The organism is Janthinobacterium sp. 67 (assembly GCF_002797895.1).
Classification (GTDB): domain Bacteria; phylum Pseudomonadota; class Gammaproteobacteria; order Burkholderiales; family Burkholderiaceae_D; genus Janthinobacterium.
In genome coordinates, this window is record NZ_PGES01000001.1 from 2,791,756 (window position 1) to 2,816,564 (window position 24,809).

Annotated in this window: 21 protein-coding genes; 16 read left to right on the forward strand and 5 right to left on the reverse strand. The window is 62.4% G+C overall.

All coding sequences use genetic code 11. The features are described 5' to 3' along the window. Nucleotides 1–43 precede the first annotated feature (43 nt). From moeA to CLU90_RS12565, 4 genes are all read left to right on the forward strand, one after another. Nucleotides 44–1,891 (forward strand): molybdopterin molybdotransferase MoeA, encoded by a 1,848-nt coding sequence (gene moeA / locus CLU90_RS12545; RefSeq protein WP_232731181.1) that lies wholly within the window; start codon nt 44–46, stop codon nt 1,889–1,891. Then, nucleotides 1,888–2,670: a hypothetical protein gene (locus CLU90_RS12550; RefSeq protein ID WP_100428070.1), complete on the forward strand. Its 783-nt coding sequence runs from the start codon at nt 1,888–1,890 to the stop codon at nt 2,668–2,670. Before moeA ends, CLU90_RS12550 begins: the two co-directional genes overlap by 4 nt. A gap of 301 nt (nt 2,671–2,971) precedes the next feature. After that, on the forward strand, nt 2,972–3,889 hold the full coding sequence (locus tag CLU90_RS29300; RefSeq protein ID WP_157808813.1) for an MHFG family PEP-CTERM protein: 918 nt from the start codon (nt 2,972–2,974) through the stop codon (nt 3,887–3,889). 57 nt (nt 3,890–3,946) lie between these two features. Beyond that, on the forward strand, nt 3,947–4,738 hold the full coding sequence (locus CLU90_RS12565) for a hypothetical protein (protein ID WP_100428073.1): 792 nt from the start codon (nt 3,947–3,949) through the stop codon (nt 4,736–4,738). Between the two features lie 27 nt (nt 4,739–4,765). Here the strand turns inward: CLU90_RS12565 and rmuC are convergent, their stop codons facing one another. Further along, a complete protein-coding gene (gene rmuC, locus CLU90_RS12570; RefSeq protein WP_092711113.1) occupies nt 4,766–6,127 on the reverse strand; it encodes a DNA recombination protein RmuC in 1,362 nt (453 codons plus the stop codon). A 5-nt stretch (nt 6,128–6,132) separates the two neighbouring features. Further along, entirely contained in the window at nt 6,133–6,528 is a 396-nt protein-coding gene (locus CLU90_RS12575; protein WP_100429440.1) for a group II truncated hemoglobin, read from the reverse strand. Between the two features lie 131 nt (nt 6,529–6,659). Between CLU90_RS12575 and CLU90_RS12580 the strand changes: the two genes are divergently transcribed. From CLU90_RS12580 to CLU90_RS12590, 3 genes are read left to right on the forward strand one after another with little or no spacing between them, the layout of a single operon-like run. After that, nucleotides 6,660–7,925 (forward strand): MFS transporter, encoded by a 1,266-nt coding sequence (locus CLU90_RS12580; protein WP_100428074.1) that lies wholly within the window; start codon nt 6,660–6,662, stop codon nt 7,923–7,925. 12 nt (nt 7,926–7,937) lie between these two features. Beyond that, a complete protein-coding gene (locus tag CLU90_RS12585; protein WP_092711117.1) occupies nt 7,938–8,285 on the forward strand; it encodes a GIY-YIG nuclease family protein in 348 nt (115 codons plus the stop codon). Nucleotides 8,286–8,342: 57 nt separating this feature from the next. After that, entirely contained in the window at nt 8,343–8,810 is a 468-nt protein-coding gene (locus CLU90_RS12590; protein ID WP_092711119.1) for a MarR family winged helix-turn-helix transcriptional regulator, read from the forward strand. Nucleotides 8,811–8,813: 3 nt separating this feature from the next. Here CLU90_RS12590 and cqsA read toward each other — a convergent pair whose 3' ends face one another. After that, nucleotides 8,814–10,058 (reverse strand): alpha-hydroxyketone-type quorum-sensing autoinducer synthase, encoded by a 1,245-nt coding sequence (gene cqsA, locus CLU90_RS12595; protein ID WP_092711121.1) that lies wholly within the window; start codon nt 10,056–10,058, stop codon nt 8,814–8,816. A gap of 131 nt (nt 10,059–10,189) precedes the next feature. Between cqsA and CLU90_RS12600 the strand changes: the two genes are divergently transcribed. Continuing rightward, a complete protein-coding gene (locus CLU90_RS12600; protein ID WP_232731182.1) occupies nt 10,190–11,530 on the forward strand; it encodes a sensor histidine kinase in 1,341 nt (446 codons plus the stop codon). 3 nt (nt 11,531–11,533) lie between these two features. Beyond that, nucleotides 11,534–12,541 (forward strand): response regulator, encoded by a 1,008-nt coding sequence (locus CLU90_RS12605; protein WP_092711123.1) that lies wholly within the window; start codon nt 11,534–11,536, stop codon nt 12,539–12,541. Here the strand turns inward: CLU90_RS12605 and CLU90_RS12610 are convergent. Together CLU90_RS12610 and CLU90_RS12615 are read right to left on the reverse strand one after the other, a co-directional pair. Continuing rightward, nucleotides 12,538–15,069, reverse strand: coding sequence for an ABC transporter permease (locus tag CLU90_RS12610; RefSeq protein WP_100428075.1), 2,532 nt, complete (start codon nt 15,067–15,069; stop codon nt 12,538–12,540). The two genes, CLU90_RS12605 and CLU90_RS12610, sit on opposite strands and share 4 nt — an antisense overlap. Before the next feature lie 36 nt (nt 15,070–15,105). After that, nucleotides 15,106–16,137 carry an adenosine deaminase gene (locus CLU90_RS12615; protein WP_092711127.1) on the reverse strand — a complete coding sequence of 344 codons (1,032 nt, stop codon included), beginning with the start codon at nt 16,135–16,137 and terminating at the stop codon, nt 15,106–15,108. Between the two features lie 572 nt (nt 16,138–16,709). Between CLU90_RS12615 and CLU90_RS12620 the strand changes: the two genes are divergently transcribed. The 7 genes from CLU90_RS12620 to CLU90_RS12650 all read left to right on the forward strand — a co-directional run bounded on the left by CLU90_RS12620 (nt 16,710) and on the right by CLU90_RS12650 (nt 24,760). Further along, nucleotides 16,710–18,632, forward strand: a complete 1,923-nt coding sequence (locus tag CLU90_RS12620) for a PrkA family serine protein kinase (protein WP_034754154.1) — start codon at nt 16,710–16,712, stop codon at nt 18,630–18,632. 72 nt (nt 18,633–18,704) lie between these two features. Further along, nucleotides 18,705–19,973 (forward strand): YeaH/YhbH family protein, encoded by a 1,269-nt coding sequence (locus tag CLU90_RS12625; protein ID WP_100428076.1) that lies wholly within the window; start codon nt 18,705–18,707, stop codon nt 19,971–19,973. Then, nucleotides 19,973–21,574, forward strand: coding sequence for a SpoVR family protein (locus tag CLU90_RS12630; protein WP_046686270.1), 1,602 nt, complete (start codon nt 19,973–19,975; stop codon nt 21,572–21,574). The genes CLU90_RS12625 and CLU90_RS12630 overlap by 1 nt, the downstream gene beginning before the upstream one ends. 539 nt (nt 21,575–22,113) lie before the next feature. Beyond that, complete coding sequence (locus CLU90_RS12635; RefSeq protein ID WP_086146759.1) at nt 22,114–22,770, forward strand: energy transducer TonB; 657 nt, start codon at nt 22,114–22,116, stop codon at nt 22,768–22,770. Between the two features lie 86 nt (nt 22,771–22,856). Further along, nucleotides 22,857–23,789, forward strand: a complete 933-nt coding sequence (locus tag CLU90_RS12640) for a MotA/TolQ/ExbB proton channel family protein (protein WP_198511204.1) — start codon at nt 22,857–22,859, stop codon at nt 23,787–23,789. 5 nt (nt 23,790–23,794) lie between these two features. Next, nucleotides 23,795–24,223, forward strand: a complete 429-nt coding sequence (locus tag CLU90_RS12645; protein ID WP_034754165.1) for an ExbD/TolR family protein — start codon at nt 23,795–23,797, stop codon at nt 24,221–24,223. 105 nt (nt 24,224–24,328) lie between these two features. After that, nucleotides 24,329–24,760: an ExbD/TolR family protein gene (locus CLU90_RS12650; protein ID WP_176741207.1), complete on the forward strand. Its 432-nt coding sequence runs from the start codon at nt 24,329–24,331 to the stop codon at nt 24,758–24,760. Nucleotides 24,761–24,809 lie beyond the last annotated feature (49 nt).

Here is a 24,809-nt window from a genome sequence, read left to right on the forward strand (position 1 = left end):
CCGCGCTGCTACCATGGCGCATGCACCAATTTTCCTACCTGACATGATCAACAAACACGACATTACCGGCCTGATCCTGGCCGGCGGCCTCGGCACGCGCATGGGCCAGCGCGACAAGGGCATGCTGCCACTGCATGGCCAGCCCCTGGCGCGCCACGTGCTGCAGCGCCTGGCGCCGCAGGTGGGCCAGCTGGCCATCAGCGTCCACGCCGATGCGGGCGAGTACGCAAGCTTCGGCCTGCCCGTGTGGCCCGATGCGCTGCCGGGCCAGCTGGGCCCGCTGGCTGGTTTACACAGCGGCATGCGGCACGCCGGCACGCCCTACCTGCTGACGGTGCCCTGCGATTCGCCATTGCTGCCACCCGACCTGGCGGCGCGCCTGGCGGCCGGTTTGATCGACGGCGATGCCGACCTGGCCATCGCCGTCACCGAGGAGATCGACCCGGCGACGGGCTTGGCCGTGCGCCGCCCGCACCCCGTCTTTTGCCTGGTAAAAACCTCGGCCCTGCCCCAGTTGGACTCGTATCTGCGCGCCGGCGAGCGCCGCATGCGCACCTGGCACGGTCCCTTGAGACTGGCCGAAGTACTGTTCGAGGACGGCGCCGCGTTCGGCAACATCAACACCCCGGACGAACTGGCCGCCCTGCAGGCGCAGGGATTGAGCGTGCCGATGGCGCAAGCCATCCTGGCCGACACGGTCGCGCCCGTCGCCGAGATCGAGGAACTGCCGCTGCCGCAAGCGTTCGAACGCATCCTGGCCGCCGACATCATCTCGCCCATCAGCGTGCCCGCGCACGACAATTCCGCCATGGATGGCTATGCGCTGCACGGGGCCGACCTGGGCGGTAGCGTGCCGTTGACCCTGGCCGTGGTCGACACCATCCTGGCGGGCCGACCCGGCACGGTCACCGTGCGGCGCGGGCAATGCGCGCGCATCATGACGGGCGCCGTCATGCCCGATGGCTGCGACAGCGTCGTGCCGCAGGAACTGGTGCGGCAAGCCAGCGAGCACAGCATCACCATCGCGCCGGACAGCATCCGCCCCGGCGACAACCGCCGCTTCAAGGGCGAAGACCTGATGCAGGGCCAGCCTGCGCTGCTGCAGGGCAAACTACTCGGACCTGCCGAACTGGGGCTGCTGGCCTCGCTGGGCATCGCCACGGTGCCCGTGCGCCGGCGCCTGCGCGTGGCCTTCTTTTCCACGGGCGACGAGTTGCGCTCGATCGGCGAGCCGCTCGACGCCGGCTGCATCTACGACAGCAACCGCTACACCCTGCTGGGCATGCTGACCCGTTTGGGCTGCGAAGTGCTCGACATGGGCATCGTCAAGGATAATCCGCAAGCGCTGGAAGCGGCCCTGCGCGGCGCCTGCGCCCAGGCCGACGTCATCGTCACCTCGGGCGGCGTGTCCAGCGGCGCGGCCGATTTTACGCGCGAGATCCTCGCCCGCCTCGGTGAAGTGGCTTTCTGGCACATCAACATGCGCCCGGGCCGCCCCATGGCCTTTGGCCGGATAGCCAGCCACGGCGACACGGCATTGCTGCTAGGCCTGCCCGGCAACCCCGTGGCCGTGATGGCCGCGTTTTATTTTCTCGCCCGCCCCACCCTGCTGCGTCTGATGGGCGCCGATGCGGACACATCCACCCTGCCGCTGCTGCAGGTGGCGGCGCAAGCGCCCATCCGCAAGAAACGGGGCCGCACGGAATACCAGCGCGGCATCGTCGAACGGGGCGCGGACGGACGCCAGCACGTGCGCGTGACGGGCGCGCAAGGCTCGGGCATCCTGCGCTCGATGACGCAAGCCAATTGCATGATCGTGCTGCATGAAGCGCAAGGCCACGTGGCGGCCGGCGACCTGGTCGACGTCGTGCTGTTCCATGGATTGATATGAAACTGCTGCTGGTGATGGCCCTGCTGCAGGGCATGACGGCATATGCAGGCGAAGTCCGCAGCAATGGCTACACGGCGCGCTTCGACGAACGCATCGAAACAGCGCCAGGCGACTTGCACGGCGAAACCGTGGGCGGCATCCGCCTCGTGCGCACCGCCGACCAGGCGCTCGTGTGGCAGGAAAACACGCCTTTGCGCCCCGGCTGCGGCAACGTTGCGGCCGTGACCGCCATTAATGATCGCTACATGGCCCTGTGCGGCCACCTGGGCGGACGCCATTACACGCAGAAGATCATCTTTACGCAAGGCAGCTCACTCTCCATGGCCAGCGTCGACCAGTACGATTCGCCCAGTCCCGTGCGCGTGGAGCGCAACGGATCGCTGGCCATCGACGTCCTGCGACGCGACCTCTTCCCTGGCGAACTGACGGGTCCGCATTACTTCCCCACTGTGTACCGCTTGCGCCACGATGACGCCATGTTCGGCTTCCTCCCCAGCTTTGATGGCGACGTCGCCGAGCGCTACTGGCTGCACTACCGGGCCACGCGCCAGGCGGCGCCGGCGGCTGAGGTGCTGCCAGAACTGCTGGCGTCGCTGCTGGCGGCCCAGTCCGGCAAGCAATCCATCTGCGCGGAACTGGACACCCTCGCCGCAGATTTGCAACAAGGGCGACAGTACGATGCACAAGGCGCGCGCACCTTGATGCGCACGTGGCTGCACAAGCTGCCCGCCGTTGGCTATCCCGCCTTCGATACGCAAGCCTGTCCAGACCGCATCTAACACGCATTTCCGGCCTCACCGCCGTCTGCCGACGGCGCGCCCGCCTCACCTTCACCTCATTCCCACCGGCCCGCCCTGCGCGGGCCGTTTGCATTTCCCCTTTGCACGAATTTTCCCTGTGCAGCAGGCGCTTGCCTATCGAGATAAAAATATTAACCATTTCCACTTACAATAGATCAATAAACACAACACTAATTGTAATAATTTTATTTATTAGTTGATATTGAAGTTTCTTCGGTGATAACATTCGGACTCGCATAAAAAGTTCAATTTTGATATTGTTTTCACGAGGAAACTAAGAATGAGACACAGCTCTTGGATCGCGGGAGTCAGCTTGCTGGGTGCGGCATGCCTGCTTGCCACCTTGTCCCTGGCGCCCTTGCCCGCCAGCGCGAAAGGCATCGCGCGCGCCGACGTGCTCGACAACTGCAACTGGAACCGTCCCGGCGTCGACCCGTTCATGGGTGACGTGGTCGCGGCCGTGGACCGCTATACGGATATCGCGCCGCCCGTGCGCGAACAATTGAAGGAGCGCATGCGCACGCGCCAGTACGATGAGATCGTCGTGATCAGCCGCGACGCCATCCGCGGCAAGGGCAATTACAACGCGCGCATCAGCGACATGCATTTCGGCCCGGGCCGTGTCTGCCGCAATGTCACGCGCGCGGGCTGGAGCGAGCAGATGCAGGAAAGGGGACTCGTGTATTGCGTGCAGGGCCAGTGCATCCTCGTGCCGACGATTTGCCGCAACGTCAGCCGTATCACGCAGGCGCTCGCATCGGCGCCGCCGGCGGCCGGTGCCGCGCCCGGCGGTGCGGCACCCGTCGCCGCCGTGCCCGCCGCGCCGGAAGCGGCAGGCGTGCCCGTGATCGACAATCCCGACGCCTTGCGCGGCGGTTCTTTCACGGGCGGCACCATGCCGCCCGCAGTGACCAGCATTCCCTTCCTGCCCTTCGATCACGTGCGTACCGTCGGCAGCATCACGCCGCCGGCCGGATTCGGCGGCGGAAGCGGCGGCGGTGGCGGTGGCGGCATGCCGCCAGACCAGGGCAGCAGCATCATCGTGCCGCCCACGGTGATCATCCCCACCTTGCCGCCCACCGGCCCGACAGTCTTGCCGGCCGTGCCGGAACCGCAAACCTGGGGCATGTTGCTGGCAGGACTGGCGTTTCTGGCCTTCGGTGCCAGAAAAAACCGTGCCGGCAAGCATGCCGCCTGAGGCGTAGCCAGCCGTGTGCGGACTTGTTACTATGGTGCATTCCAGACAAGGACCGCCATGCCCGACATCGATAGCCGTTCGACACGTCTCATTGCACTGCGCAACGAGGGCCGGCATGCGGAAGCGCTGCCGCTACTGCAACAGCTGTTCGCCGAGGCCGGGCAAACCCTGAATCCGGCGAGGTCGAGCTATTTCATGATCATGCTGGAGTGGAAGTTTTTGGCCGAGGCATACGCGCCGGCGTACGCCGCCCTGCAGGCGGAGCGTGATGCGCAAATCCAGTTGCTGCTGTCGGGCCAGCATGATTTCGGCCGCCACGACAGCCGCGCGCCGCAGGCAGGCAACACGTTTGGCCGCAGGTCGCGCTTCTCGCTCATCGCCGAAATGAACGACACGCTCGGCGATGCCCGTTCCACCGCCGAGCTGTTCGCCCAGCTGGACACATGCGCCCCCGAACTGGCGCGCCAGTACGCCTGGCAAGCCTTGCCAGCCGTCGTCGAAGCGGGCAATTTCGCGCTGGCGCAGCGTTATCACCGCGCCCCGCTGGAACACCTCGATATGGTCAATGCCCTGTCCGCCAGCCTGCCCCTGTTTCCTGCGCCGGACACGGCGCCGCGCCTGGCGGCGGAGTTGATGAATCTGGTAAAAGACGTGCGAATCGCCGCTGCCATACTGCGCGGACAGGGACAAGCCGCCGAGGCGGACGCACTGTGCGCCGCCTTGCCAGCCGGCCTGGCAAATGACGCCATGCGCGCGCTGGCACAGCGCGAACTCGATGCGCCGGGCAGCATCACCGCTGAACTAGTCAACCATCAGATGGCGCAGGAACAGCAAGACCAGCAGACTTAGCCGGCCGCTGCGGCGAACGAGGCGGCGCTATTCGGCGTCCGCCTTACCCAGCAGCAAGGCGGCCGCCTCGCCCGGCAAGGCTTCCACGGATTTCAATTTGCGCGCCATCTGCCGGCTGCGCACTTCCGCGCTTTCGATATTTTTCGCCGCCTTTTCCAGGGTCAGCCGGGTTTGCGACAGCACCTCGCCGAACTTGCCGAATTCCGTCTTCACGGCGCCCAGCACCTGCCACACTTCGGACGAGCGCTTTTCCAGCGCCAGGGTGCGGAAACCCATCTGCAGGCTGTTGAGCAAAGCCGTCAGGGTGGATGGCCCCGCGATGCTGACCCGGTGCACGCGCTGCAATTCGTCGGCCAGCCCCGGGCGGCGCAGCACTTCCGCATACAGCCCTTCCGTAGGCAGGAACAGGATGGCAAAGTCGGTGGTCAGCGGCGGCGCCAGGTATTTCTCGGCGATGGTTTTCGCTTCACCGCGCACGGCCCGCTCCAGCTCGCGGCCGGCCAGGGCCACGCCATCGGCATCGGCCCGCTCGGCCGCCTCGACCAGGCGCTCGTACTGTTCCTTGGGGAATTTCGCGTCTATCGGCATCCACACGGGCGGTCCGCCGTCGACCATGCCCGGCAGTTTCAAGGCGAATTCCACGCGCGCGCCGCTGCCCGGCACCGTTTCCACGTTCTTGGCGTACTGGTCGACAGTGAGTACCTGCTCCAGCAGCATTTCCAGCTGCACCTCGCCCCACGTTCCCCGCGTCTTCACGTTGGTGAGCACCCGCTTCAAATCGCCCACGCCCAGCGCCAGCTGCTGCATCTCGCCGAGGCCCTGGTGGACTTTTTCCAGCCGCTCCGACACTTGCTGGAACGAGGCGGACAGGCGCGTTTCCAGGGTCGCGTGCAGTTTCTCGTCGACCGTCTTGCGCATCTCTTCCAGGCGCGCGCCATTGTCGGCCTGCAAGTCGCGGATCTTGTTCTCGAGCGTGGCGCGCACTTCCAGCATGCGCTGCGCATTCGATTCCGTCAGCTGCGCCAAAGTTTGATTGGTACTCTCGGCAAAGCGCGCCAGGCTTTGCGCCTGTTCTTCGCGCCCGACCTTGCCCTGCGCCTGCATCTGCGTGCGCAGGCTGTCGAGCTGCTGCAGGGTGGCCGCCTGGAATTGCGCCAGGCCGGCCGCCAGGTCTTGCCGCGTCGCTTGCGCCGACGCCTGCAGTTGCAGCCGCACTTCGCGTTCGACCCGGTCGATGCGTTCCAGGCTTTGCTGCTGGTGCTGCTGCACCAAGGCCAGGGTGGTGGCGCCATCGCCGGCCGCGCCACGGGGGCGCAGCAAGATCAATAGCAACAGGACGATGGCGACGATGGCGGCGCCCAGCAGGCTGTAAAACTCGATTGGGCTCATGGGTGTCAGTCAGGTTTGTTGCGCATCCAGTCGGCCGTCTGATAGAACGATTCCATCAGGCGCACGCGCAAGGACTCTTCGATGCCCGTGTCTTCCATGGCCCAGGCCATGGCGCGCAGCCACTGGTCGCGCTCGCTGGTGCCGATGGCATACGGCAAGTGACGGGCGCGCAGGCGCGGGTGGCCGAATTTCTCGATATACAAATCCGGTCCGCCCATCCAGCCTGTCAAAAAGAAATACAGCTTGTCGCGCGAGCCGTCCGTCGACGGCGGATGCATGAGGCGGATGCCGGCGAACTCGTGCTCGAGCTCCATCAAGTCATAAAAACGGTCGACCATTTCGCGCAGCACGGGGGCGCCGCCGATGGTCTCGTACAGGGTGGGGGCAGTGGTATCAGTCATGGCCGCCATGATAGCGCAAGCGCCGGCGCCCCATGCGGCGCCGGCGCTCTCTGCCACAATAAATGGCGATATACTTGACCAATCAAGCTTTTATCAAATACCATGCAATTTTTAACGAGAGATAAAACAGCATGTCAACCACCGCCCAACCTCCTTTGCTACGCAATACCAACTTCCGCTGGCTGCTCGGTGGCGGCCTCGTGTCCATGCTGGGCGACCAGTTCAGCATGCTGGCCCTGCCCTGGCTCGTGCTGAGCCTGACAAACGATAGCCTGAGCCTGGGCATCGCCGTGGCCCTGATGGGTGCGCCGCGCGCCGTGCTCATCTTGTTGGGCGGCACCGTCGCCGACCTTTACTCGCCCCGGCGCGTGCTGCTGCTGAGTAAATATGCGAACGCCGCCATCCTGCTGGCGCTGTCCGGCCTGCTGATGCTGGACCAGGCCAGCCTGGCGCTCGCGTATGCGGCCGCGCTGGCGCTGGGTATCGCGTCCGCCTTCGCCATTCCCGCCGGCACGGCCATCGTGCCGCAAGCCGTGCCGCTGCAAACACTGCAGACGGCCAACAGCCTGCAGATGGGCGCACGACAGCTGTCCTTGCTGGCCGGCCCCTTGCTGGCGGCGCTCGTGCTCGGCGCCCACGATGGCGGGCAACAAACCGGCATGGCGGCGCTGGCCGCCGCCTTTGCCATCGATGCGCTGACGTTTCTGTTTTCCGCCTGGACCTTGCGGCAAGTCAGCCTGCGGCCACCGGCGGCCGCGGCGGCGCAGGGCATGTGGCGCGACATGGCGGCGGGCCTGGCCATGGTGTGGCGCGACATGGCCTTGCGCAGCTGCTATGCCTACTGGGCCGTGGTGGCCTTCTTCGTCATGGGTCCGTTGCAAGTGGCCTTGCCCGTGCTGGCCAGCGAACGCCTGCACGGCGCCCCGGCGCTCGGTTTATTGATGGGCACGCACGGCGCCGGCACCCTGGCCGGCATGCTGGCGTCCAGCCTGGGCGGCGCCTGGCTGCGCCGCCGCTTCGGCGCCGCCCTGCTGCTCGTCGATGCGGTCGTGGGCTTGCTGCTGATGGCGCTGGGCCAAATCGATACCGCCTGGCAGGGCGCGGCCTTGCTGGCCGTCACGGGATTGCTGGGCGGCTACGTGCAGGTGGCCATCTTTACGTGGATACAGCGGCGCGTGGCGCCCGCCATGCTGGGCCGGGCGATGGCCGTGTTCATGGGCATCTTCCTGGGATTGGCGCCCCTGTCGGCGGCGGCCACGGGCGCGCTGCTGCGCCACCTGAGCGTGGGCGAACTGTTCTGCGCCGGGGGCGCCCTGCTGCTGGCCGCCGCCATCGCCGCCGCCCTGTGCACGGATATTGCGCGCATCGCAAGCACCGACCACGTCACCCAAACTTGAGGAAACCACACCATGGATAAAACACAGCAAGCCGCCCTGAAGGCAGCTTACCGGCAACAAGCGCCCGCGCTGGGCATCATCGCGCTGCGACATGTGCCCAGCGGATGCACCCTGCTCGAACGCAGCCGCAACGCGCCCGGCGCGCTGAACCGCCACCGCTTCGAACTCGCGCTGGGCTCGCACCGCAATGCGCGCCTGCAGGCGGACTGGCGGCGCGACGGCGAGGCGGCTTTCCGCTTCGACATCATCGACACCGTCATGCCATCGGCCGATCCCGCTTTCGATGCGGATGCCGAGCTGGATGCCCTGCTGGCACTGCACCTGGAACAACTGCAGGAGCGGGGGCAGCCACGCTATTGAGCGCCCATGCTTTACACTTGCGCACTCACGCACCACGCAGCAAATGAAAAGGACGTCATGACCGATCACACTTCCCCGCCGCCGGACGGCGGCAGCGCGCTGGACTTTTGCCTGCGCCTGGCGCGCGCCCAGGCCATGCTGGTGCGCCGCTTCGACAGCACCCTGGGCAATCTGCATGGCCTGAGCTTTGGCGATTATCAATTGCTGTACCACTTGCAGCGGGCGCCCGGCGGACGCCTGCGCCGCATCGACCTGGCCGAGCGCCTGGCGCTGACGGCCTCGGGCATCACGCGCTCGCTGATGCCGCTGGAAAAAATCGGCCTCGTGGCGCGCCAGGCCGATGCGCGCGATGCCCGCGTCGGCTACGCCGCCATCACCGAGGCGGGACTGGCATTGCTGGCGCACGCGAATACGACGGCGCAGGCGCTGGGCCAGGAATTGCTGGGCAATGCCAGCGCGGAACAGCTGGCGCCCCTGTCCCTGCTATTGAACGGCATCGCCGGCAACCTGCCTGGCCAGGCCTGACGTTTACACCAGCGCCAGCTTGCGCAAACGCCGCGTCGATGGCCAGCGCGCCATGCTCGTCTCGTCGCGGATCGCGGCGCAGGCGGCCAGCACTCTGGCGCACTCGTCCTCGCGCAAGCCCGCATTCAGGGTCAGCCGCACCAGCGAACGGTTTTTCGGCGTGGCTGGCGCGCAGAACACGGCGCCATAAATGCCATGCCGTTCCAGCGCCTTGCGCAAAATTAAGGTATCGGGTTCGCTGCCCGCTTCCAGCGCGATGATCTGCTCGGTCCCGTCGCTGACGTTGTAGCCCAGATCCATCAGTCCCTGGCGCAGCTGCACGCTGTGGCGGCGCAAGGCGGCGCGGCGGACGTCGGCGACGCGGATGAAGTCGAGCGCCGCATCGAACCACGCCAGCTCGTGTTCGAGCAGGCAGGAGCTGAAGATGGCGGGCCGCGAGGCGGACAAAAAATACCCCTTGAAGCGGGCCGAACAGGTGATCAGCCCGGCCCGCCCCGCAAACGCCTTGGCCAGCGACGCCGTGCGGAAATGCACGCGCTCGGCCAGGCCCAGCTCCACCACCAGGCCCGCGCCCTGCGGGCCGTGGGTGCCCAGCGAGTGCGACTCGTCGACGATCAGCATGCTGCCGCTGCGCTCGGCGATGTCCACCATCTCCAGCAGCGGCGCCACGCTGCCATTCGTGCTGTACAGCGCATCGACGACGATGATGCCGGGGCCATGCTTGTCGAGCTGGCGCTGCAAATGGGCGCCATCGTTGTGCAGAAAAGCAACAGGCACGGCTTGCGCCGATTGCACGCCCTCCCACAGCGACGCATGGGCCTGCATGTCGAGGTACACGGGGATGCCGGGCCCGGCCAGGCTTTGCAGCAAGCCCACGTTGGCGGCCCAGCCCGACTGCGCCAGCACGCACGCTTCGCTGCCCAGATAGTCCGCGAATTTTTGTTCGAGCCGGTGCTGGCGGCTGCCTTCCTGCAGGAATACGGACGACATCAGCATCGCGCCGCCGCCCTGCAAGACGCGCGCCTGGGCCGCCAGCAGGGCCGCCTCGCCGGCGATGTTCAGGTAATCATTACCTGCCAGCATGACCGCACGGGCTGGCATGGCTTGCCATTCATGCAAGTGCTGGCCGCCGAGCAGCTTTTCAATGCGCTCGACGTAATGTTCATCCATGCGCGCACACACAAAGGCGGGCATCATTTGTTCGGCGCGGACGGCGGGGGATTGCAGGGGGGAAATGGCGTTTAACATAAGAACTCCTGATTGGTTGCGAGGGAACTACCGCGTCCAACATGCGCGAGCCATCCGGCAAGTGTTTGATACAGCTCAACAGTTATGTCGATATTGTGCAGATACAGAGGGAACCCGCCGATCATGGTGTATTGACCCGCCTCAACGAACACGCCCCCCTGACCATGATGCATGCGCAGTCCCCTTCCGGAAAACAGTGGCAAGGCAAGCTGCTCCAGCCTTTCCTGCATTTCCACGACGCCATCGAACACACGCCCGCGCGGCGCGCCCAGGTGCGTACGCTGGCGCTCATCGGTGCGCTGGGCATGCCCCTGTACTACGCGCTATGGCATTATTTCTTTCCACAAGAATACGAATCGCCGCTGCTGCGCACCGTGGCGGCCCTGCTGTTCCTGCCCGCGCTATGGCCTGACCGCTTCAGCAATACCTGGTTCAGCGTCTACCTGTTCCTGGGACTGACCTTTGAACTGCCGTTTTTCTTCACGTACATGTTCCTGATGAATCACGCCTCGCCCATGTGGATGCATTCGCTGCTGGTGGCGCTGGTCGTGCTGTTTCATTTCGATACGCGCATCGCCATGCTGGCCTACCTGAGCGGCACCTTGCTGGCCTGCCTGACGTTTGCCGTGGCCGGCGATCCCGCCTTCCTGCTCAACCGAGACGTCTTGGAACAATTGCCCGTGCACTGGTTCACGATTGCCGTGCTATCCGTGGTCAAGGTGGGGCGCAACGTGGGCGCGCAAGAGAAACTGGCAGGGCTGGCGGCCGGACTGGGCAGCGTGGCGCACGAATTGCGCACACCCCTCGTCAGCGTCGAGGCGAATGTGCGCGGGCTGCAGCGCAACCTGCAAGGCCAGCCGCCGGACGCTGCCAGCCGGGAAGCGCTGGCGCGCATCCAGTTCGAAGTGCGGCACATGCACCACATGATCGACCTGTTCCTGCTCAGCGCCAGCGCCGTCAACCGCAAGCTCGAAGCCAACGAAGCCGTGGCCATGCACGACAGCGTGGCGGCCGTGCTGCGCCGCTATCCGTTTACCAGCACGGCCCAGCGCGACATCGTCAAGGTCGACGTGCGCGCCGATTTCACGTTTCCCGGCCAGTCGGAACTGTGCGTGGTGATCCTGCTGAACCTGCTGCGCAATGCCTTGAAAAGCATCCACCGCGCCGGCAAGGGGCGCGTGCGCATCATCATCGATGGCGCCCATCCCGTGCCGCGCGTGCTGTTCATCGACACGGGCTGCGGCATCGCCACCAGCCGCCTGCCGCTGATCTTCGACCGCTTCTATTCCTATCCCTCGCACAACGGCAGCGGCATCGGCCTGGCCCTGTGCCGGCAAATCATGCAAGCCTGGCAGGCGCGCATCCGCTGCGTCGCGCGCGAAGGCGCCTACGCCATCTTCGTGCTGGAATTTCCCCAGCCCCTGCCCGTGCCCACGCACAGCCGTTTTCCATCCATCCACCGCGCGAGGTGACGCATGCAACTGCCCGTCTACACACATCCGACCCTGACCGTATTGATCGACGACAGCGATTCCTTCCTGAAAAGCCTGGCGTTCCAGCTCGATCCCTGCCTGGCGCGCAAGACGTTCCACGACACGAGCAGCGCGCTGCACTGGCTGCGCCAGAGCACGCAGCCGGGCGAGACGCCCCTGCACGTCAACTTCGACACGCAAAACCTGCCGCCCGACCAGTGCAACGTGGCGCTCGACATCGAACGCATCTGGCGCATCAGCGGCCAGGCGCAGCGCTTTGCCATGCCCTCCGTGCTGGTGGTCGATTATTCGATGCCGCAGATGAATGGCCTGGAATTCTGCCAGGCCGTGCGCGACCTGCCGTGCAAGAAGATTTTATTTACGGGGGCGGCCGATGAAAAGGTGGCCGTGACGGCCTTCAACCGGGGCTTGATCGACCGCTACATCAAGAAGAGCGACGACGATGCGCTCGACATCCTGGAACAGGAAATCCATGCCCTGCAGCGCGAATTCTTTATGCAGCAGACGGACACCGTGCGCGACTTGCTGATGCTGCACGACTACAGTTTCCTGCAAGACGAAGCGCTGGCCGCCGTCGTGCACGAGCTGTGCCAGCGCCATGGCTTTGTCGAATACTATATTTTCCCCAATCCCAGCGGCATCCTGTTCTTCACGCGCGACGGCCACGCCAAGCTGATGATCATCGAGACGGAACGTAGCCTGCACACGCAGTACGAAATGGCGCGCGACAGCGACGCGCCAGAATCCCTGCTGCTGGCGCTGCTGGAAATGCGCGTGATCCCCTACTTTTCCGACGCCGACAGCGACGGCATGTACGCGGCGCAGATCGGCGAGAACTGGTTCCGCTACTGCGCCGCGCCCACCATCTGCCTCGGCCGCGTGACGTACTTCTGGGCCCTGTTCGACGTGCCGGCGCACCAGCTGGGGCAACCGGTCATGTCCTATGCGCAATTCTTGCGCGCGGGGGCGGGCGACAGCGTCAGTGCTTAGCCTTCCCTCAAGGTTTGCAACGGCGGATGTTTCAAGACATTGCGCAAGCCCAGCCAGCCGCCGGCGATCGCGCACAGGGCGCCGGCCAGCAGGCCGAATGCCCACACGCCGGGCGCGAAGCTCCAGGCGAACTTGAACTGGTAGGTCGCCAGGGCCCAGCCCATGGCGGCCGCGCCCGATGCCGCCAGCAAGCCGGCCAGGGCGCCGACGAGCGAGAATTCGATCAGCAGCGCCTGCGCCAGTTGGCGCCGTGTGGCGCCCAGCGCGCGCAGCAATCCCGCTTCGCGCGTGCGCTCGTCCTGCGAACCCATCAGGGCCGCATACAGCACCAGCAAGCCCGACGCCAAAGTGAACGCGAAGAGGAATTCGACGGCCGTCACCACCTGGTCCAGCACGCCCTGGATCTGTTTGAGCACGCCGCCCACGTCGACCACCGTCAGGTTCGGATAGTCGCGCAGCAGAGCATTCCCCAGGTCCGCCTGCGCGGCCGGCAAGTGGAAGGCCGTGATCCACGTCTGCGGCGTGTCCGCCATGGCGGCCGGATTGATGATGACAAAGAAATTGACGCGCATCGAACCCCATTCCAGCTTGCGCAAACTGGTAATGGCCGCTTCCACGGGCTGGCCGGCGATGTCGAAGCGCAGCTTGTCGCCCAGTTTCAGCTTCAGGGTCTTGGCGATGCCCTCTTCCACCGACGCTTCGGCAGGCGCGCCCGCTGCGTTGCTGAACCACTTGCCGGCCACCAGCTTGTTTTCTTCCTGCATGGTGGACATCGTCGACAGGTTGAACTCGCGGTCGGCCAGGCCCTTGGCACGGTCATCCTCGTAGGTGGTTTCCGTGATCGCGTTGCCGTTCACGGCCACCAGGCGCCCCCGTATCATCGGATACAAGGGGGCATCGGCCACGCCGGCCTTGGCCAGGCGCGCGGCGATCGGGTCTTTCTGTTCCGGCAGGATATTGATCATGAAGCGGTTCGGCGCATCGGGCGGCGTGGCGTTGCGCCAGGCCACCATCAAGTCGCCGCGCACTACCGTCAGCAGCAGCAAGGCCATCAAACCCAGGGCCAGCGACACGACCTGGATGACGGTGGCGCCCGGACGGCGCTGCAAGGACGTGACGGCAAAGCGCCAGCCCTGGTGCTTGAAAGCGCCGCGCAGGGTTTTCAGCGACTTGATGCCCAGCCAGCCGGCCAGCGCGAACAGGGCGAAGCCGCCGAGGAAGCCGGCCGCCGTCAGCAGCGCCAGTTTCACGTCGCCCGCCTGCCACAAGAGCAGCACGACGAAGGCGGCGATGCCGAGGCCATACGTGGCCACGGCCAGCGCCTGCGGCGGCTCCTGTTCGCGGCGGATCACGCGGTTATGGGGCACATTGCGCAACTGCAAAATCGGCGGCAGGGCAAAACCCAGCAAGAGCAGCATGCCGGTGGCCACGCCCTGCAAGGCGGGCAGCATGGAAACGGGCGGCAAGTCGCTTTGCACCAGTTTTCCCAGCAACTCGAGCAGCACCAGGTGGCCGCCGAAGCCTACCACCACGCCGACGACGCTGCCGGCCAGCCCGACGAGCAGGAATTCGATCACGTACATGGCCGTGACCTGGTTTTGCGTCAGGCCCAGGCAGCGCAGCATGGCGCAGGCGTCCAGGTGGCGCAGCATGAAGCGGCGCGCGGCCATGGCCACGGCGACGGCGGCCAGCATGGCCGACAGCAAGCCGACGAGGGACAGGAAACGGTCGGCGCGGTCCAGGGTCGATTGCATTTGCGGGCTGCCCGATTCCAGCGACTCGATGCGCACGCCCTTGATGGCCTGCGTCTTGATCTGGCTTTCCAGCTTGGCTTGATATTGCGCAAGCTCGGCGGCCTTGGCCGGTGGCGCCGACAGCAGCAGCCGGTACGACACGCGCGAGCCGTTCTGCACCAGCGCCGTGGCGGCCAGGTCGCCCAAGGGCAGCATCACGCGGGGCGCGAAGTTCAAAAAGGACGCGCCGCGGTCAGGCTCGCTGGCGATCAGTTGCGTGACGGTAAATGCCTTGTCGCCCAGGGTCAGGGTGTCGCCCAGCTTCGCGTTCAGGCTGGACAGGATCGCCGCATCGACCCATACGGTGCCGGGCGCCGGCACCTGGTCCGTGGGCCGGCCCACGGCATCCTGCGCTTCGCTGGCGCTGGTCGTGATTTTCAGCTTGCCCCGCTGCGGGTAGCCGGGCGAGACGGCCTTGATGGACGCCAGTTGCGACAGCGATTGCTCGCCCTCGCCCGCCTGCGCCATGCTGGGAAACGTCACCGTGTCGGCCAGGATGAACCCGCGCTTCTGCGCCTCGGCGCGCCACGCGGCATTGACGGGCTGGTCGGCGTTGATAACGAGGTCGGCCCCCAGCAACTGGTGCGCATCGCGGTTCAGGCCCGCGCGCAGGCGGTCGACGAAGAAGCCGACGGCGGACAAAGCCGCCACGGCGACGATCAGCGCGACGAGCAGGAAACGCAGTTGCCCGGCGCGCCAGTCGCGGCCGGTCATTTTCAGGGAGAGGCGGAACATGGGCGGCGGGTCTTTATGCGAGTTGATTGTGATGCGTTATTGCGCGCTGCCGTGGGCGGCCGCGTGCTGGGCGAAATATGCATCGACGGTGGCGAGGAAGGCGTCTTTCTGTGCCTGCGGCAGAAAGGCGGCGATAAAACCGTTGCGCGCCAGGCGATGCGCGTGGGACAGGCCCAGTGGCAAGGCGTCGAAGATGGCGTCGAAATTGTCGTTCATGTAGCCGCCGAAATACGCGGGATCGTCCGAATTCACCGTCACCAGCAGGCCGGCGTCGAGCAGTTGCACCAGGTTATGGTCATGCATCTGGTCGAACACGCGCAGCTTGGTGTTCGACAGCGGGCACACGGTCAGGGCGATCTGTTCGCGCGCCAGGCGGGCCGTCAGTTCCGCGTCTTCCAGGCAGCGCACGCCATGGTCGATGCGTTCGACCTGCAAGTCGTCGAGCGCCGTGCGGATGTAGGCTGGCGGACCTTCCTCGCCCGCGTGGGCCACCAGGTGCAGGCCCAGCTCGCGGCAGCGGGTGTACACGCGCGAGAATTTCTCGGGCGGGTTGCCCACTTCCGACGAATCGAGGCCGATGCCGATGAATTTGTCGCGGTGCGGCAAGGCGTCTTCCAGGGTCTCGAACGCTTCTTCCTCGCTCAGGTGGCGCAGGAAGCACAGGATCAGGGCCGCGCTGACGGGGCTGTCCTGGCAGGCGCGATGGATGCCGTTGATCACGTCGGCCATGGCCACGCCGCGCGCCGTGTGGGTTTGCGGATCGAAGAAAATTTCCGTGTGCAAGACGTTATCGGCCTCGGCGCGCCGCAGGTAGGCTTGCGTCATGTCGTAGAAATCCTGCTCTTTCAAGAGCACGCTTGCGCCAGCGTAATAAATATCGAGAAAAGACTGCAAATCCGTAAAAGCATAGGCGCTGCGCAAGTGTTCCACCGATTCATAGCCCAGAGGCACGCCATTGCGCGCCGCCAGTGCGAAAATCAGTTCTGGCTCCAGCGAGCCTTCGATATGGATATGCAATTCGGCTTTCGGCATGCCGCGGACGATCGCGCGCAATGGGGAGTTCATCATGGGTGTTCCTTATAGGGTGACGATAAAAATGCTGGCTCGCGCACGCGCGGCGCGCGGGGCCATCAGACATGCAGGCATCTTAGCGCAAGATGGCCGGCCTCACCGGCGAGCGGCCGCCATGGCGCCAGCTGCGGCAGCGCCATGGCACGCACCGGCACGCGCTGGCGAATTGTCGTATGATGGTTTAAAAGGTATATAAAGGTTCATTGGAATCGATGAAAAATTTGATGATTTATCCAATTAAATCAACAATTTACAAACAAGTATTAAGGATATGCTGACATATCTTTTGACTTCCTGATCCTTTAGAGCAATAATTAATTTCATCGGGTAAAGGTAAGTGCAACAAGCGCTATCAACAGTGAAAAATAAGCCGGCTGGCCACGTCAGCACACGGCATCAAGCGCCAGTTTTTTGGTCCGGGCAATCCGGACTCGCAAAGACAGCCGGGCTTGAAACAACAATAAAAATCGGTACGGGGTACAGGAAAAGTTCAGACGGCAAGCCCAGGCGAGTGCCAGGCGGGCGGCCATGGTGACTGGCAGTTCAGGTTTACATTAAAGGACATTGACATGACCATTTTTGATAACTATGCAGCACGCTACGAGCGCACCCGCGAAGAGGAAATGTCGCTCACCGAATACCTGGCCCTGTGCAAGAAGGACAAGCTGACGTATGCCAGCGCGCCCGAACGCATGCTGGCCGCCATCGGCGAGCCGCAGCTGGTCGACACGCGCAACGACACGCGCCTGTCGCGCATCTTCGCCAACAAGGTGATCAAGATCTATCCCGCCTTCCGCGAGTTCTACGGCACCGAGGAAGTGATCGAGCAAGTCGTCTCGTATTTCCGCCACGCGGCGCAAGGCCTGGAAGAACGCAAGCAGATCCTGTATTTGCTGGGGCCTGTCGGCGGCGGCAAATCGTCCATCGCGGAAAAACTCAAGTCCCTGATGGAACACGTGCCCTTCTATTGCCTGAAAGGCTCGCCCGTCAACGAATCGCCGCTGGGCCTGTTCAACGAGGAAGAAGACGGCACCATCCTGGAAGAGGATTACGGCATCCCGCGCCGCTACCTGCGCAACATCCCCAGCCCGTGGGCCGTGAAACGCCTGCATGAATACAATGGCGATATCAATCAGTTCCGCGTCGTCAAGCGCTATCCGTCCGTGCTGAAACAGATCGCCATCTCGAAAACGGAGCCGGGCGACGAGAACAACCAGGATATTTCGTCCCTGGTGGGCAAGGTCGACATCCGCAAGCTGGAAGACTATGCGCAGGACGATCCGGACGCCTACAGCTATTCGGGCGGCCTGTGCCTGGCCAACCAGGGCTTGATGGAATTCGTGGAAATGTTCAAGGCGCCGATCAAGGTCTTGCACCCGCTGCTGACGGCCACGCAGGAAGGCAACTACAAGGGCACGGAAGGTTTCGGCGCCATTCCGTTCGACGGCATCATCCTGGCCCACTCGAACGAGTCGGAATGGAAGACGTTCAAAAACAACCGCAACAACGAGGCGTTTCTTGACCGTATCTATATAGTCAAGGTGCCGTACTGCCTGCGCGTGTCCGATGAAATCAAGATCTACGACAAGCTGGTGGCCAATTCCTCGCTCGTCAAGGCCCCGTGCGCGCCCGGCACCCTGCGCATGATGGCGCAGTTCGCCATCCTGTCGCGCCTGAAGGATCCGGAAAACTCGAGCATCTTTTCGAAGATGCTCGTCTACGATGGCGAAAACCTCAAGGATACGGACCCGAAAGCCAAGTCCATGCACGAATACGTCGATTACGCGGGCGTGGACGAAGGCATGAACGGCCTGTCGACGCGCTTTGCCTTCAAGATCCTGTCCAAGGTATTCAACTTTGACAATTCCGAAGTGGCGGCCAACCCCGTGCATCTATTATATGTACTGGAACAGCAGGTCGAGCGCGAGCAGTTCGCGCCGGAACTCGAGCAGCGCTACTTCTCGTATATTAAAGAGCACCTGGCGCAGCGCTACGTGGAATTCATCGGCAAGGAGATCCAGACGGCTTACCTGGAAAGCTATTCGGAATACGGACAAAACATTTTCGACCGCTACGTGACGTTTGCCGATTTCTGGATACAGGACCAGGAATACCGCGATCCGGACACGGGCGAAAGTTTCGACCGCGAATCGCTGAACAATGAACTGGAAAAGATCGAGAAGCCGGCGGGCATTTCCAATCCGAAGGATTTCCGCAATGAAATCGTGAACTTCGGCTTGCGCGCGCGGGCCTCGAATGGCGGCAAGAATCCCGCCTGGACCAGTTATGAAAAGTTCCGCACCGTGATTGAAAAGAAAATGTTTTCGAATACGGAGGAATTGCTGCCCGTGATTTCCTTCAATGCCAAGGCCAGCGCCGACGATGCCAACAAGCACGCCGACTTCGTGGCCCGCATGGTGGAAAAAGGCTATACGGCCAAGCAGGTACGCCTGTTATGCGAATGGTACTTGCGCGTACGCAAGTCGTCATAGCGCGGACAGCGAAGGCGCGCTCCCGCCTGACGACCGGCGGGGCGCGCAAGACGAGAGGCAAGGAGGCACCCTTTGACATATCTCATCGACAGGCGCTTGCAAAGCAAGAATAAATCCGCCGTCAACCGCGAGCGTTTCCTGCGGCGTTACAAGGGCCAGATCAAGGATGCCGTGGGGCGCGCCATCAAGGGGCGCTCGATCACGGACGTCGAGAATGGCGAGAAGGTCAGCATCCCCGTCAAGGACGTGGGCGAACCATCGTTTGGCCATGCGCATGGCGGCGTATGGGAAGTGGTCAATCCCGGCAACAAGGAATACCTGAAAGGCGACCAGATCGCCCGGCCGAAAGGCGGCGGTGGCGCCGGACGGGGCAAGGCGGGCAATAGCGACGAGACGACGGAAGACGATTTCATCTTCGAATTGTCGCGCGAAGAATTCATGAATTACTTCTTCGAAGACTTGGAATTGCCGCACATGGTAAAAACCCAGCTGACGACCACCACGGAATTCAAGAACCAGCGGGCCGGCTACAATATGTCGGGCACGCCATCGAACATCCACGTGCTGCGCTCCCTGCGCGGCGCACTGGGGCGGCGCATCGCCGTCGGCGGCGGCGCCCGCAAGCAGCTGGCGCAGGCCGAGGAAGACCTGGCGACCCTGCTGCATGAAGGCGCGCCCGACAGCGATCCGCTGGTGGTGGAACTGCGCCGCCTGATCCATCACCTGCACACGCGCTTGCTGGCGATTCCCTTCATTGACCCGTTCGACTTGCGCTACAGCAACCGCATCAAGGTACCCAAGCCCATGACGCAAGCCGTCATGTTCTGCATCATGGACGTCTCCGGCTCCATGGACGAATCGCGCAAGGACACGGCCAAGCGCTTCTTCATCCTGTTATATCTGTTCCTCAAGCGCGTCTACGACAAGATCGAGGTGGTCTTCATCCGCCACCATACGGCGGCGGCCGAGGTGGACGAGCATGAATTCTTCAATTCGCGCGAGTCCGGCGGTACCGTCGTGTCCTCCGCGCTGCACTTGCTCAACACCATCATCGACGAACGTTATGGCGCCGGGCAATGGAACAGCTACGTGGCGCAGGCGTCCGACGGCGACAACTGGGACAACGATTCCATGCTGTGCCGCCAGTTGCTGATCAATACCATCATGCCCAAGGTGCAGTACTACACCTATGTCGAGATCACCGACGGCCCGCAGCAAAACCTGTGGGAGCAATATGCGGGCGTGCTCGACCATCACGCCCATTTCGCCATGCAAAAGATCGTCACGCCGGCCGATATCTACCCGGTCTTCCGCGAACTGTTCAAGAAACAGGTGAAATGATGAGTGCAGCCTTTGACCGCGCCAGCAATACTCCGGGCGAACCGTTCGTGCGCCTGCGCCACCCGAACGCCCTGCCCGAGCAGTCGGAATGGACGTTCGAGCTGATCGAGCAAATCCACGAGGAAATCCGCAGGGTGGCGAAACAGTTTGGCCTCGACACCTATCCGAACCAGCTGGAAATCATCACGGCCGAACAGATGATGGATGCCTATACGTCGGTGGGCATGCCCGTCTCGTACAACCATTGGTCGTTCGGCAAGCACTTTCTGTCCACCGAGAAAAGCTACAAGCGGGGCCAGATGGGCCTGGCCTACGAGATCGTCATCAACTCGAACCCGTGCATCGCCTATTTAATGGAGGAAAACAGCCTGACCATGCAGTCGCTGGTGATCGCGCATGCGGCCTACGGCCACAATTCCTTCTTCAAGGGCAATTATCTGTTCCGCGCCTGGACGGATGCGGACGCCATCATCGACTATATGGTGTTTGCCAAGAATTACATCGCCGAATGCGAGCAGCGCCATGGCGTCGACGCCGTGGAATTGCTGCTCGACTCGTGCCACGCCATCCAGAACTATGGCGTCGACCGTTACAAGCGTCCGGCGAAACTGTCGATGGCAAAGGAATATGCGCGCCAGAAAGAGCGCGAAGCCTATGTGCAGTCGCAGATCAACCAGCTGTGGCGCACCCTGCCCCGGCGCGACGAAGACGAGGACGAGGACGACCAGCGCAAGGCCGCGCCCCGCTTTCCGCCCGAACCCGAGGAAAACCTGCTGTACTTCATAGAGAAGTACGCGCCGCTGCTGGAACCGTGGCAGCGCGAGATGGTGCGCATCGTGCGCAAGATTTCCCAGTATTTCTACCCGCAGCGCCAGACCCAGGTGATGAACGAGGGCTGGGCCACCTTCTGGCACTACACGATATTGAACCAGCTCTATGACGAAGGCGTGGTGGGCGACGGCTTCATGATGGAATTCCTCAAAAGCCATACCAACGTCGTCTACCAGCCCCCCATCGACAGTCCTTATTACAGCGGCATCAATCCGTATGCGCTGGGTTTTGCCATGATGAGCGACATCCGCCGCATCTGCGAGCACCCGACGGACGAAGACCGCGCCTGGTTCCCCGACATGGCCGGCAGCGACTGGCGCAAGAGCCTGGACTTTGCCATGCGCAATTTCAAGGATGAAAGCTTTATCGCCCAGTATCTGTCGCCGCGCCTCATCCGCGAATTCCACTTCTTTGCTGTCCTCGACGACGACAAGAATGAAAAGCTGGCCATTTCCGCCATCCACGACGATGCCGGCTACCGCTACGTGCGCCAGCAGCTGGCCGAGCAGTACAACCTGGGCAACCGCGAGCCGAACATCCAGGTCTGGTCCGTCAATACGCGCGACGACCGCGCATTGACCCTGCGCCACACGCAGTTCCAGCGCCGCCCGCTGAACCAGCAGGCGGCCGAGGTGCTCAAGCACGTGGCGCGGCTGTGGGGCTTCGACGTGCACCTCGATACGGTCGACCCGCAAGGCGTCGTCCTGGGCACCTTGAATTGCCGCAGGGAAAAGCGCAACCGGCGCGATGATCCCGTTGTCCGGCCATGAAATGATTTGTTGATAATAATCAATGGCAAGAATATAAGCGTTTCCTATGCCTACATAGGAATTCCGTATGGCCTGGCGGCCTCAAATGGGCCGCCAGGACCGCCTTTTTTGACCTGGGTGAAGACCGTTCCGCACTTGTTTGGTGCGCGCGTACGGCTAAGTGGTCTGGTTCCGGCGCAAAACATTTCCAAAAAGAAAGATTTTCCTCCAAATTTAGCGGTTTCCATATTGAATATCACGAAATATAATTCCGCCATATGGGCACATCGGAGAACTTAGCAGTGGTAGCCCAAAACGGCTGTAAAAAACCGATAAGACCGCCTTTTTTTCTGTCCGAAAGCGTGCAAAGATGGCATAAGCAAGTACGTTTTCAGGGCGCAAAAGCGCCAAAAATTTAACCGGTTTTAGGCGTTAAAAATCTGTGTAAAATAAAGAATTCGTATGTATAATTCGGCGACGTCCCGGATACGGCTGGAGCTTTGTGTCGTCATTTTGGGGTTCAGTTGCAAGACAAGAGATGGTATTTGGAGAAAGCAGGCATGAATTTTTCGAACGAGAAAAGTCCCAAGAACTACACAGGCATCACTATCGTTGTCCTGCTGCACGTTCTCGCGGCTTACGGGATCGTGACGGGCTTGGGCAAGCGGTTGGTCACCAAAATGATGGAACCGGTTGAAACCAAGATTATCGAGGAAGTCAAACCGCCTCCACCGAAGGATCTTCCACCGCCACCACCGCCGCCAGAAATGAAGGCGCCACCGCCGCCATTCATTCCGCCAGTCGAGGTGAACGTGCAGCAGCCGCCACCACAGCAGAACGTGATTGCAAATACGACTGCCGTGAAGCCAGCCACGAATGTATTGGCACCGCCATCGCCGCCTGCACAGCCTGCGCCAACTCCTGGACCAGCCAAATCGGTGCGTACACCGGCCGTGGTTGACTTCAGTGTCTGCGAAAAACCGGCTTATCCAAAGTCGTCGCAGCGCAACGAGGAAACCGGTGTGGTGACACTGTCGTTCCTGATCGGTGTAGACGGCAAGGTCGCTGATTCGAAGATCGTGAAGTCCAGCGGCTTCAGAGACCTGGACAAAGCCGCGGTGCAAGGTATCAGCCGCTGTACATTTAAGCCGGCAACAGTAGACGGCAAGCCGGAACAAGGCTGGCAGCAAATGCAATACGTTTGGTCGCTGGATTAAAACCCGAGACAGTTATCCCCTGTCTCACACTATGATTTCGTTGTCATTACGTTCAGCGATCTGTTATTTTTAATTTTGGAGGAAGCATGTTTAAGAATACCCGTTTGTCCGCATTTTTTGCCGCGGTTCTGTTGTCCGTTACCGCTACTACCGCTCTGGTAGCAGCTCCGGCATTCGCTGACGCGCCAGCATCGGCTGCCGCTTCGGCTCCAGCGGCAGACGCTGCAGCAGCACCAGTACCAGCTGCTGATGCAGCAGCTCCAGCAGCAGACGCAGCAGCTCCAGCCGCTGACGCAGCAGCTCCAGCCAAAACCGAAGAAGTCCACAACCCGTTCGGCCTGCAAGCAGTGTGGGACGGCGGCTTCGTGCCACGCGCCACCCTGATCATCCTGGCCATCATGTCGATCGGCAGCTGGTACATCATCATCACCAAGCTGATGGATCAAATGAAGATCTTCAAGCAAGCCAAAGAAACCGCTGCCAAATTCTGGAAAGCTCCTTCGATCGCTGCCGGTTCGGCAACCTTGACCGAAGGCTCGCCATTCCGCTTCATCGCTGAATCGGGCACCAAGGCAACGGCTCACCATGACGGCGCCCTGCTGGAACAAATCGACCTGTCGACCTGGGTGACGATGTCGATCCAGCGCGCTTCGGACAAAGTCCAATCGCGTCTGCAAGATGGCCTGTCGTTCCTGGCAACCGTTGGTTCGACCGCACCGTTTATCGGTCTGTTCGGTACCGTTTGGGGTATTTATGGCGCGCTGACCAACATCGGCATGACCGGTAACGCTTCGATCGACAAAGTTGCAGGTCCAGTTGGTGAAGCACTGATCATGACCGCTTTCGGTCTGCTGGTCGCCGTTCCTGCCGTTCTGGGTTACAACTGGCTGGTGCGTCGTAACAAAACCGCAATGGAAGACGTACGCTCGTTCAGCGCCGACGTTCACTCGGTACTGATCTCCGGCGCAATGTCGACCAGCGAAGCTGGCCGTGCTGCCGGCGCTAAAAAGATCGGATAAGAATCATGTCGATGTCCGTCGGCTCCGACAGCGGAGATGAAGATCAAGTAATGTCAGAAATCAACACGACGCCGCTCGTCGACATCATGTTGGTTTTGCTGATCATTTTCTTGATCACCAGTCCGGTTGTCCTCAAATTGCAGAAAATCGATCTGCCGATCGAGGCCAACCAAGCCCTTCAAAGCAAGCCAGAAAACGTCAACATCGTTGTCAACAAGGATGGCGAGATTTATCTGGGCCAGAAGAAACTGAAAGATACGAGCGAACTGTTCGATTATCTGAAAGTTGAAGCAGTGAAAGTACCGCAGCCGGAAGTACACGTTCGTGGCGACCAAGAAACACGCTACGAATCGATCGGCCGGGTTATTTACACGACCCAACGTGCCGGGATCCAGAAGGTCGGCTTCATCACCGAACCACCTGACAAGGGCTGATAGCAACTGGCGGCGGCGCCCCGGCAACAAGGGCGCGCCACTGCCGGAAGCTGACCGGGCGGCAGTTTCGCCCGGTGCTTCGTTGGACTTCTTAAAGGAAACACTATGAGTATGAATGTCGGTTCGGGAAGCGCTCCAGGCGCGGATCCGGAACCAATGATGGAACTGAACATGACGCCCCTCATCGACGTGATGCTGGTGCTGATTATCATGTTGATCATCACGATTCCTAAGCAAAACCACTCGGTGAACTTGAACATGCCGGTCGGCACCCCGCCGCCACCGACAACCGAACCAGTGGTCGTCACGATCGATGTCGATTTTGACGGTACGATCTTGTGGGACAATCAGGTCGTTCCTGACCGCGCTTCGCTGGAAGCCAAGCTGAGCAACGTTGCTGCGCAAGCAGACCAGCCGGAAGTGCATCTGCGTCCGAACAAGCTGGTGGAATACAAAGTCGTCGCCGGTGTGATGGCGTCGGCGCAGCGTCTGGGCGTGACCAAAATCGGTCTGGTCGGCAACGAGCAATTCCAGTAAGCTGCAGCAATCAGGTTCTCTTTACATCCGAATAGGCAGGACTTCCTGC